The 9,350-nt window shown below is 51.3% G+C and carries 7 protein-coding genes and 2 pseudogenes; 7 read left to right on the top strand and 2 right to left on the bottom strand.

The genetic code is table 11. The annotated features are described in order from the left end of the window. The 5 genes and pseudogenes from ACMHXE_RS11795 to ACMHXE_RS11775 all read left to right on the top strand — a co-directional run. Positions 1-297, top strand: a pseudogene (locus ACMHXE_RS11795) (IS4 family transposase); the annotation flags it as partial. A gap of 11 nt (positions 298-308) precedes the next feature. Further along, positions 309-1,598, top strand: a pseudogene (locus ACMHXE_RS11790) (ABC transporter permease); the annotation flags it as partial. After that, complete coding sequence (locus ACMHXE_RS11785) at positions 1,595-2,638, top strand: ABC transporter ATP-binding protein (RefSeq protein ID WP_335918007.1); 1,044 nt, start codon at positions 1,595-1,597, stop codon at positions 2,636-2,638. The pseudogene ACMHXE_RS11790 and the gene ACMHXE_RS11785, both read left to right, overlap by 4 nt. Before the next feature lie 272 nt (positions 2,639-2,910). Then, a complete protein-coding gene (gene ggt, locus ACMHXE_RS11780; protein WP_248953043.1) occupies positions 2,911-4,554 on the top strand; it encodes a gamma-glutamyltransferase in 1,644 nt (547 codons plus the stop codon). A 98-nt stretch (positions 4,555-4,652) separates the two neighbouring features. Beyond that, a complete protein-coding gene (locus ACMHXE_RS11775; RefSeq protein WP_101052458.1) occupies positions 4,653-5,588 on the top strand; it encodes a Dyp-type peroxidase in 936 nt (311 codons plus the stop codon). Positions 5,589-5,649: 61 nt separating this feature from the next. On the opposite strand, the gene argR is transcribed toward ACMHXE_RS11775, so the two are convergent. After that, on the bottom strand, positions 5,650-6,120 hold the full coding sequence (gene argR / locus ACMHXE_RS11770; RefSeq protein WP_025012091.1) for a transcriptional regulator ArgR: 471 nt from the start codon (positions 6,118-6,120) through the stop codon (positions 5,650-5,652). Between the two features lie 285 nt (positions 6,121-6,405). On the opposite strand from argR, the gene mdh reads away from it, so the two are divergent. Further along, positions 6,406-7,341, top strand: a complete 936-nt coding sequence (gene mdh, locus ACMHXE_RS11765; RefSeq protein WP_025012092.1) for a malate dehydrogenase — start codon at positions 6,406-6,408, stop codon at positions 7,339-7,341. Between the two features lie 77 nt (positions 7,342-7,418). Here the strand turns inward: mdh and ACMHXE_RS11760 are convergent, their stop codons facing one another. Continuing rightward, positions 7,419-7,862: a DUF4124 domain-containing protein gene (locus ACMHXE_RS11760; protein WP_101052456.1), complete on the bottom strand. Its 444-nt coding sequence runs from the start codon at positions 7,860-7,862 to the stop codon at positions 7,419-7,421. A gap of 90 nt (positions 7,863-7,952) precedes the next feature. On the opposite strand from ACMHXE_RS11760, the gene pssA reads away from it, so the two are divergent. Further along, on the top strand, positions 7,953-8,855 hold the full coding sequence (gene pssA, locus ACMHXE_RS11755; protein WP_101052454.1) for a CDP-diacylglycerol--serine O-phosphatidyltransferase: 903 nt from the start codon (positions 7,953-7,955) through the stop codon (positions 8,853-8,855). Positions 8,856-9,350: the final 495 nt, after the last annotated feature.

Genomic DNA, 9,350 nt, shown 5'->3' with positions numbered 1-9,350 from the left:
GTACTGTTGGCCTATAACCTCATCAGATACAAGATGGTGTTGATGGCTAAAAGCTTACCGTCGTTACATCCGAACCAATTAAGCTTTAGAGATGCGTCGAGTTATATCATTTTTAAACTGACTCAGCTGTCATCTCAAACGCCTGGGAATGTCCCGAGAGATGTCTTGGACATAGTGCGTAATGCGAGGCAGTTCAAGCTTGATGGGAAACGGGATAGAGCCTATCCACGTGCGTTAAAAATGAGTAAAAACAAGTATCCCATTAAGCCTAAGAAAAATGCCGTTCACACTAAGTGAACGGCATTAGGCCTGTGCAGCGGTTTTTACGCGCAAGTTTTGGTTGGCAATCGGTAAGCGACTACTGGTTTCCCGATATTCGAACTCTGGGCGGCGCCACTGTGATTTTGTCGCTGGTACTCTTCCCCTATGTTTACCTCTTGGGGCGCACCGCGTTTCTGGAGCAATCCTTAAGTTTGCAGCATGCAGCCAAGGTGATGGGTTGCTCGCCATGGCAGAGTTTCTGGCGTTTGTCGCTGCCAATGGCACGCCCGGCGCTGGCGGCCGGTGTCGCCCTGGTGGCCATGGAAACCATGGCTGACTTGGCGACGGTCAATTATTTTGCGGTATCCACCCTGACCACGGCTGTCTACGACACCTGGCGAGCCTATGGTGACTTGGCGGCCGCGGCTAAAATTTCGCTATTGATGTTGCTTGGTGTCTTTACTCTGTTTGCGCTGGAGCGTATGGCGAGGCGTAAACAGCAATTGTTTCAAAAACAGCTGTTGCTTGAGGCACCAGAGCCATACCGGCTCAAAGGTTGGCGTGAGTGGTTGGCGCTCGGCTACTGCTCGCTGTTGCTGCTGCTGGCGTTTTTTTTGCCATTTGTCATTCTCGGCAGTTACGCCTTGGATTACTGGCAACAGAGCTGGAACAGTGACTTTTGGCAGTACAGTCTCAACAGCCTAACGGTCGCCGCCATCAGCAGTGTATTGTGTTTGCTCTTGGCTATCCTCTTGATGTTCATTCGCCGCCTGAGCCCGCGAAAGTGGGACATGTTGCCATCCCGTCTGGTCAGTACCGGCTATGCACTGCCGGGCACTGTGCTGGCGATTGCCGTGCTTATTCCGCTGACCTGGCTCGATTTCAGAATCGATGATCTCTACGCCCTGTTCGAGCGTCAAGGCCCGGGGCTGCTGTTCACCGGCAGTATCGCCGCCTTGGTGCTGGCGTTTTGTATTCGTTTTGCCGCCATTGCCATCGGCAGTATAGAGAGCAGTTACAAACGGCTGTCGCCTTCTTTGGATATGGCGGCCATCAGTCTGGGCAAGACACCGGGTAAAGTACTGGCATTAATCCATCTGCCATTGCTGCGCAGCGGTATTTTTGCCGCTCTGCTGCTGGTATTTATCGAGGCGATGAAAGAGTTGCCGGCTGCCTTACTGCTAAGCCCTGTAGGGTTTCACAACCTGGCCACCCAAGTGTTCCAATACGTCTCCGATGAGCAGTTGGAGCAGGGGGCGTTGGCGGCTATTGTTATTGTGTTGGTGGGGCTGGTGCCCTTGATTTATCTCAACCGTTCGCTGGAGCAAAACAACTGATGTCGACCCTGAGTGTCAAGCAACTCCATAGCCATTATGGCGCCCAGCAGGTGCTCAAAGGGCTGAGCATTACTTTGCAAGCCGGTGAAATTGCCGCTCTGCTCGGACCCAGTGGTTGTGGTAAAACGACTCTGCTCAGAGCCATTGCCGGACTGCAGCCGGTCTCCGCCGGTGAAATTCATATCAGCGGCCGTGCAGTAACCACGGATAAGCTGCAGGTTCCGGGAGAGGAGCGTGGCGTGGGGATGATCTTTCAGGACTATGCCCTGTTTCCCCACTTGACGCTCGCGCAGAATATCCTCTTTGGTGTCAAGGGATTGAATAAGGCGCAGCGCCTGAGCCGGCTTGAGGAGATGTTGGACTTGGTCAAGCTCACCGGGCTTGCTGAACGTTATCCCCACGAGTTGTCCGGCGGTCAACAGCAGAGGGTGTCGATTGCCAGGGCGCTTGCCTATGAGCCTGAACTGCTGTTGTTGGATGAACCCTTCTCCAACATAGATGCCCAGGTACGCGGCGAGCTGATGCTGGAGATTCGCGCGATCCTCAAGAGCCGTAACGTCAGCGCCGTATTTGTGACCCACAGTAAGGATGAGGCCTTTGTTTTTGCCGATACCCTGGCGCTGTTTGAAGATGGAAAAATAGTGCAGCAAGGTAGTGCTGAAACTCTCTATGCCAACCCGGTCAATCGCTATGTGGCGGACTTTCTCGGCAGCGGTAATTATCTTGAGGCCAAGGTCAGCTGCGAGCACTGTGTCGATACTCAAATCGGCCGCCTTAAAAGCTCTTTGCCCCATGGTTTGCCACTGAACTGGCAGGGCGAGTTGTTGCTGCGGCCACAGCAGTTGGAGTTACGTCCCGACGAACAGGGGCTGGCCGTGGTTACCGAGCGGCGTTTTCTGGGCAATGTTTGCCATTATGATGTGCAGCAAGAGGGAGTCATACTCGAGGTTCGTAGTCATCAGGTACAGTTTTCTCCAGGGCAGAGAGTCAGGCTGTCGGCACTGGAACATCCGTTGGTGTTGTTCGGTAATGGCTGTTAACAACAATTGTTTCATAGGTTTGCTGTGGGTGATAATTTGTTTGTCTCTGTGTTATACCAAACAATCGGTTTGATTGAATTCACCATAGGTATTCACTGAACCCCGGACTCGCCCATGCGCCGCTCCGGGATGAGAGCGGAGGCGAGATGCATAACCACAGCAATAATAAAATGCAGGACGTACAAGGGATACGGAATATCAGCAACAGCTCATGCCGTCAGCTGTTACTCGGCGTCATTGGGAGTTTGACTGTTTTCTGCAGCACGGGAAGCATGGCGATGGACAGAATCACGGGCGCGGCCTTTGCGAGCCGCTCTGAAGTCTATGCGGTCAATGGTATGGCGGCAACCAGCCAACCACTGGCGACTCAGGTGGCGGTCGATATTCTCAAACAAGGTGGCAGCGCCGTGGATGCCGCGATTGCCGCCAATGCCATGCTGGGGTTGGTGGAGCCTACAGGCTCTGGCATAGGCGGCGATCTTTTTGCGATTGTCTGGAGCGCCAAAGAGCAGCGGCTCTATGGGCTTAATGCCTCTGGCCGCAGTCCGGCTTCTCTGACGCTGGAGATGCTCAAGGCCAAAGGGCTTGAGCAGCTGCCGCCTTATGGGCCTTTGCCCGTATCCGTGCCCGGTGCCGTGGATGGCTGGTATGAACTGCATGACAAGTTCGGCAAATTGCCCATGAAGGATAACCTGGCACCGGCTATTCATTATGCCCGTGAAGGATTTCCGGTTTCCGAGCTCATCGCCTTCTATCTGGCGCGCAGCGGTGACAAGCTGGCCAAATACCCGGGGTTTAAAGAAACCTATATGCCAGGTGGCCGCATGCCGGCCGTCGGTGAATTGTTTCGAAACCCGGCTTTGGCAAACAGCTATGAAAAAATTGCCAAGGGGGGCCGGGATGTCTTTTACAAAGGAGAGATAGCCCGCAGTATTGCCGCTTATATGCAACAACAGGGCGGTTATCTTTCCTATGAAGATCTCGCTTCTCACAAGAGTGAGTGGGTCGAGCCTGTATCGGCTAATTATCGGGGCTATGATATCTGGGAGCTGCCGCCCAACGGCCAGGGGATAGCGGCACTGCAGATCCTTAAAACCCTGGAGCCATTTAATCTCAAGGCCATGGGGTTGGGCAGCGCCGAATATGTGCATCATTTCGTGGAAGCAAAAAAGCTGGCGTTTGCCGACCGAGCCAAGTTCTACGCCGACATGGACTTTGCCAAAGTGCCGGTAGCCTCACTTATTTCCAAAGAATACAACTACGCCAGAGCCAAGCTTATCGATGCTGACAAAGCCGCCGCCAGCGTTGAGCCGGGTAATCCCAATCTTTTACACGGTGATACCATCTATCTCACTACCGCCGATAAAGAAGGCAATATGGTGTCCCTCATCCAGAGCAATTATCGTGGTATGGGCTCAGGCATGACGCCTCCGGACTTGGGATTTGTGTTGCAGGACAGAGGCCAGCTGTTTGATCTCACTCCTGGGCGTGCCAACTCCTATGCACCGGGTAAGAGACCGTTTCATACCATAATTCCGGCCTTTGTCACCAAAGATGGCAAGCCCTGGCTCAGCTTTGGCGTCATGGGGGGAGCCACCCAACCCCAGATGCATGCCCAGATCATGATTAATCTGATTGATTTTGGCCTCAACCTGCAGGAGGCGGGCGATGCTCCGAGAATACTGCATACAGGTTCCAGCCAACCGACCGGCGAGCAGATGACAGATGGCGGTTATATCAGTCTCGAGTCGGGCTTTTCCATGGAAACCCGCCGTGAGCTGATGAAAAAGGGGCATACTTTGAGTGATTCTCTCGGGGCTTTTGGTGGTTATCAGGCCATAGGCGTCAATGTTGAAAGCGGCGTTTATCGGGGAGCTTCCGAGTCCCGTAAAGACGGGCAGGCATCAGGTTATTGAAAGTAATCGGCAAAAACGTGCGTGAGCTAATTCAAATTAATGCTCAAGTTGCGGATAATAAGGCCGAAGATGAATTAATCTGAAAGGGTAGATTGCAAATGGATACACAGGTTATGCCACGGGAACAGCTGGGGATCTGCGCAGAGGGAAATCTGCACAGTGTTTATCTGATGTTCAATGCCAACGAAGGCGGGGAGTCACAACTGCGTCCTTGCCTGGCCAATGTCGCCCAGTATTTGTATGAGCTGGCAGATCAGTATGCTGACAGTGCCTTTAACGCCTTTGTGGCGATTGGTGCCAATTTTTGGGATCATCTCTATCCGGGAAGCAGGCCAACTGAACTCAAGCCATTCCCTGCTATGGAGTCGGGTAACCGGGATGCGCCGGCGATAGAGTTCGATATTTTTATTCACCTGCGTTGTGATCGCCTGGATATTCTTCATCTGGTGGCCAATGAGGTCAATGAAATGCTGGAAGGCCTGGCCGAGCTGGAAGAGGAGGAACGTGGGTTCCGCTTTATGGACAGCCGCGATCTGACCGGTTTTGTCGATGGTACAGAAAACCCCAAGGGCAGAGGTCGTCAAGCTGTAGCTCTGGTAGGCGATGAAGACGATGCATTTCGTGGCGGTAGCTACATTCATGTACAGAAATATGTCCACAATTTGAGTAAGTGGCATAGACTGCCGCTGAAAAAGCAGGAAGACATCATAGGCCGCACCAAGCAGGACAACATAGAGTACGCCTCGGAAGATAAACCCTTGACTGCGCATATCAAGCGGGTAAACCTCAAGTATGACAATGGTGAGCCGATGGAGATCCTGCGTCAGAGCATGCCTTATGGTTCTGTAAAACAGCAGGGGTTGATGTTTATCTCTACTTGTAAGACACCAAGCCATTTCGAAAAGATGCTTCACAGTATGGTTTTCGGTGACGGAGAAGGACACCATGATCACCTGATGCACTTTACTCAGGCGGTAACAGGCTCCTCTTTCTTTGCCCCTTCTCTGGATTTTATGATCCAGTTTGATGATTAATAATGCGATAGCGACAAAAAACGCCCCTCAGTGAGGGGCGTTTTTTTATGACATCTTCAACTCAGTCTGTGTAATTGAACAGCGATTTCACAGTTTCCAGAGTTTCATCAATGGTCTTGATGCTGGAAGGGCAGATAAAGATAGTGTCATCACCAGCGATAGTGCCCAGAATACCTTCTGGCTTGCCGATGGAGTCCAGCAGCCTGGCAATTAACTGCGCCGCGCCCGGGCTGGTACGTACCACTATCATGGCTTGGTTATGATCTACATCCAATACCAGATTCTTCAGCGGGCTGCCGGCGGTAGGCACTCCTAGTTCGGCCGGTAAGCAGTAGACCATCTCCTGCTTAGCGTTACGGGTGCGCACTGCACCGAACTTGCTCAGCATGCGCGAGACTTTGGACTGGTTGATATTGGCAAAGCCTTCGGCTTGCAGTGCATTGACTATTTCACTCTGGGAGCCGAAGCGCTCCTCTTTAAGCAGAGCCTTGAAGGTTCTGATTAGCTCATCCTGATTTTTGCTTGCTTGCATTATCTTCTTCTGTCGTTATTCAGAAAATCTCGGTCATTCTGCATATCAAACGGATAAGTGTCAACAAATACCCAAGATGTCTGCATAAAAATGCAATGCAGGTCATTGGGGGGGGAAAAGAAGCCTCAGTGGGCAGTAGAAAACGCTGAAGTTAATTCAGCTTTTGATGAAACAGAGTCATATGACTAAGGGATAATTGCTATTTTTGTGACGATCCTTTAATGTTGCGCCATCACAGAATTAGATCTATGTCACACATAATTCCGAGAATTGACGGAGATAACTATGAAAGTTGCTGTACTAGGTGCTGCTGGTGGTATCGGCCAGGCTCTTGCCCTTCTGTTGAAAACCCAATTACCTGCCGGCTCTCAGCTGTCACTTTATGATATCGCCCCCGTAACGCCTGGGGTTGCCGTGGATCTGAGTCATATCCCGACAGCAGTTGAAGTTAAAGGTTTTGCCGGTGAAGACCCAACACCCGCACTGGAAGGTGCTGATGTGGTGCTGATTTCTGCCGGTGTTGCCCGTAAGCCTGGCATGGATCGTTCTGATCTGTTCAATATCAATGCCGGTATCGTCCGTAACCTGATTGAAAAGGTGGCTGCGACTTGTCCCAAGGCGCTGATTGGTATTATCACCAACCCAGTGAACACCACTGTGGCAATTGCTGCTGAAGTACTGAAAAAAGCCGGTGTTTACGACAAGAACCGTCTGTTCGGTGTGACGACTCTCGATGTCATCCGCTCTGAAACCTTTATCGCCGAAGCCAAAGGGCTGAACGTTGCCGATGTTAAAGTCAATGTGATTGGCGGCCACAGCGGTGTGACCATTCTGCCTCTGTTATCTCAGGTTGAAGGTGTCAGCTTCTCTGATGAAGAAGTTGCTGCCCTGACCAAGCGTATTCAAAACGCCGGTACTGAAGTGGTTGAAGCCAAAGCCGGTGGCGGCAGCGCGACTCTGTCCATGGGCCAGGCCGCTTTCCGTTTCGGTCTGTCGCTGATCCGCGGTCTGCAGGGTGAAGCCAATGTGATCGAGTGCGCCTATGTTGACGGTGGCAGTGAGCACGCTGAATTTTTTGCCCAGCCAGTGGTGCTCGGCAAGAATGGTATCGAAAAGGTTCTGCCGTATGGTGAGCTAAGCGCGTTTGAAACCAATGCCCGTGACGCCATGCTGGATACCTTGAAGGCGGATATCAAACTGGGTGTAGACTTCGTTAAGTAAGTCGACTCCGGGAATAACAAGGAGCGCTTCGGCGCTCCTTTTTGCTACTAGAACCTATTCTACTCTGGCCTTGCTGGCTAGTTTCTTTGGCAAAACAGCCGAATTCTTTCCTGCTGCTCCTTTATCTGCGCCTGCCGTTCTTCTTCTGTCATCTTAATCATTTCACCTGAGGCGTCATCTTTACGTTGTAGTCTGGTGTGGGTATTGAGGACATCCAATTGGAATTTGGACTTATCACAAATAGCCTGAGCCTGGGCCGCATCTTTCTCCTTGATCAATTTGGCTTGTTTCTCAGACTCTGTCTCCTGCACAACGTCATCTTTTCGCTGCGGCGCGACCGTGCCAATTCTGGCGGGTTGCAGATTTTGGCTGTCCAGTTCGGTGGCTTGCCGCTGTGGCGGCGGCTCTTGGCTGTAGTGGGTGACGCCATTTTCATCGACCCAAGTATAAATGGGCGTTGCCGAGGCAGCGTTGGCTCCGAGTAATGCCAGCAGAGCCATAAATAGGCTGATCTTTATCATTGTCTGTTTCCGTTTCTGCAGGGTGAGCTTGTCTGAGCAAGTGTGTTATCTTTGCCGCTATGAGTTTTATTACATCATCAGGTTAAGTGTATGCAAAATTTATCCAAGCCAACAATAAAAACCCGTGGCATCTATCTATTGCCCAATCTGATGACAACGGCAGGATTGTTCTCGGGCTTCTATGCTGTTATCGCTTCCATGAATGGGCACTTTGAGGCATCGGCTATTGCTGTATTTGTTGCCATGTTATTTGATGGACTGGATGGTCGTCTGGCGCGTTTGACCAACACTCAGAGTGCCTTTGGTGCCGAGTACGACTCGATGGCAGATATGGTGTCCTTCGGTATGGCTCCGGCCTTGATAGCCTATAACTGGGGGCTTTCTGAATTGGGCAAAATAGGTTGGTTGGCGGCGTTTATCTATTGCGCCGGGGCTGCCTTGCGTCTGGCGCGCTTCAATACCCAAGTAGGAGTGGCCGATAAACGTTTCTTCCAAGGGCTTGCCAGTCCGGCCGCAGCGGCTCTTATTGCCGGCAGTGTCTGGTTGGGGCAGGGCTACGGCGTCTCAGGGCATGATATAGGTATATTGGTGGCCCTGGTCACGGCCGTTGCCGGTCTGTTGATGGTGAGTAATTTCCGCTATCACTCCTTTAAAGAAGTCGATTGGCGCGGCAAGGTGAACTTCCTGGTGATTCTGCTGGTAGTGGCCGTATTTGTGGTGATCTCGGTTGAGCCTGCATTAATCCTCTGTCTGCTATTTTATCTCTATGCTCTCTCGGGGCCTGTGGTTACCATTCGCAGCGTTAGAAAACTCAAGGTGTCTCATGTTTTGGGTGATGACGACGAGACAGATGATAGTGATGGCAAAGCATCAACTGCAGAGGGTTCTCCCACTTTCCATGCCCGAGATAATAAAGATAGCGATAACAAAGAAAGCGCCGAAGAAAAAGAAGATACGGGAGATAAAGCGAGTCTAGACAAGCTCAAGTCATGATTCTCTCGTGATAGTGATAACTTTGGGCTGCCATTTCAAAAGGCTTTTACTCTGCAAAGCGGCAAAATATGTGCTAAACCTAGATCCCACCTTGAGTGAAATAGCCTTATGAAGACTCGTTTCACTCGGGCAATGGAACCCAATTTGATAACTGTTGACTCAAGGACGTAAGTTCGGGCATAGGTTTGGCATAGGTTCCGACAGAGATACGGCGGACTGATATCACTTTGACGAGCAACTCTGGTTAGTGAGCAAGTCAGCTTGCATAGCCATCTCAGTTGGTTCAAGTTACTCATCAAGATGAAAAGGGACTTTAGGGTAATATCTATGTTGCTCAAAGGTTGGTTTTGCCCTGTTGGTGCCTAAATAGTGTTCGCTTGGTGTGGTTTTGCAAAAATCCCCCTTGCACAAAAGTTCAGGCTCCCTATAATGCGCTCCCACTGACACGGCACAGCGGCAACGCGAAAGACGTGACAGGGTCGAAGAAAAGAGGCT

Origin of the sequence: Shewanella sp. BJSY2023SW007, from assembly GCF_047314525.1 — a bacterium.
Taxonomy (GTDB): domain Bacteria; phylum Pseudomonadota; class Gammaproteobacteria; order Enterobacterales; family Shewanellaceae; genus Shewanella; species Shewanella chilikensis.
Note: the sequence above shows the minus strand (reverse complement) of the source record. Positions and strands in the feature narration are given on the sequence as shown.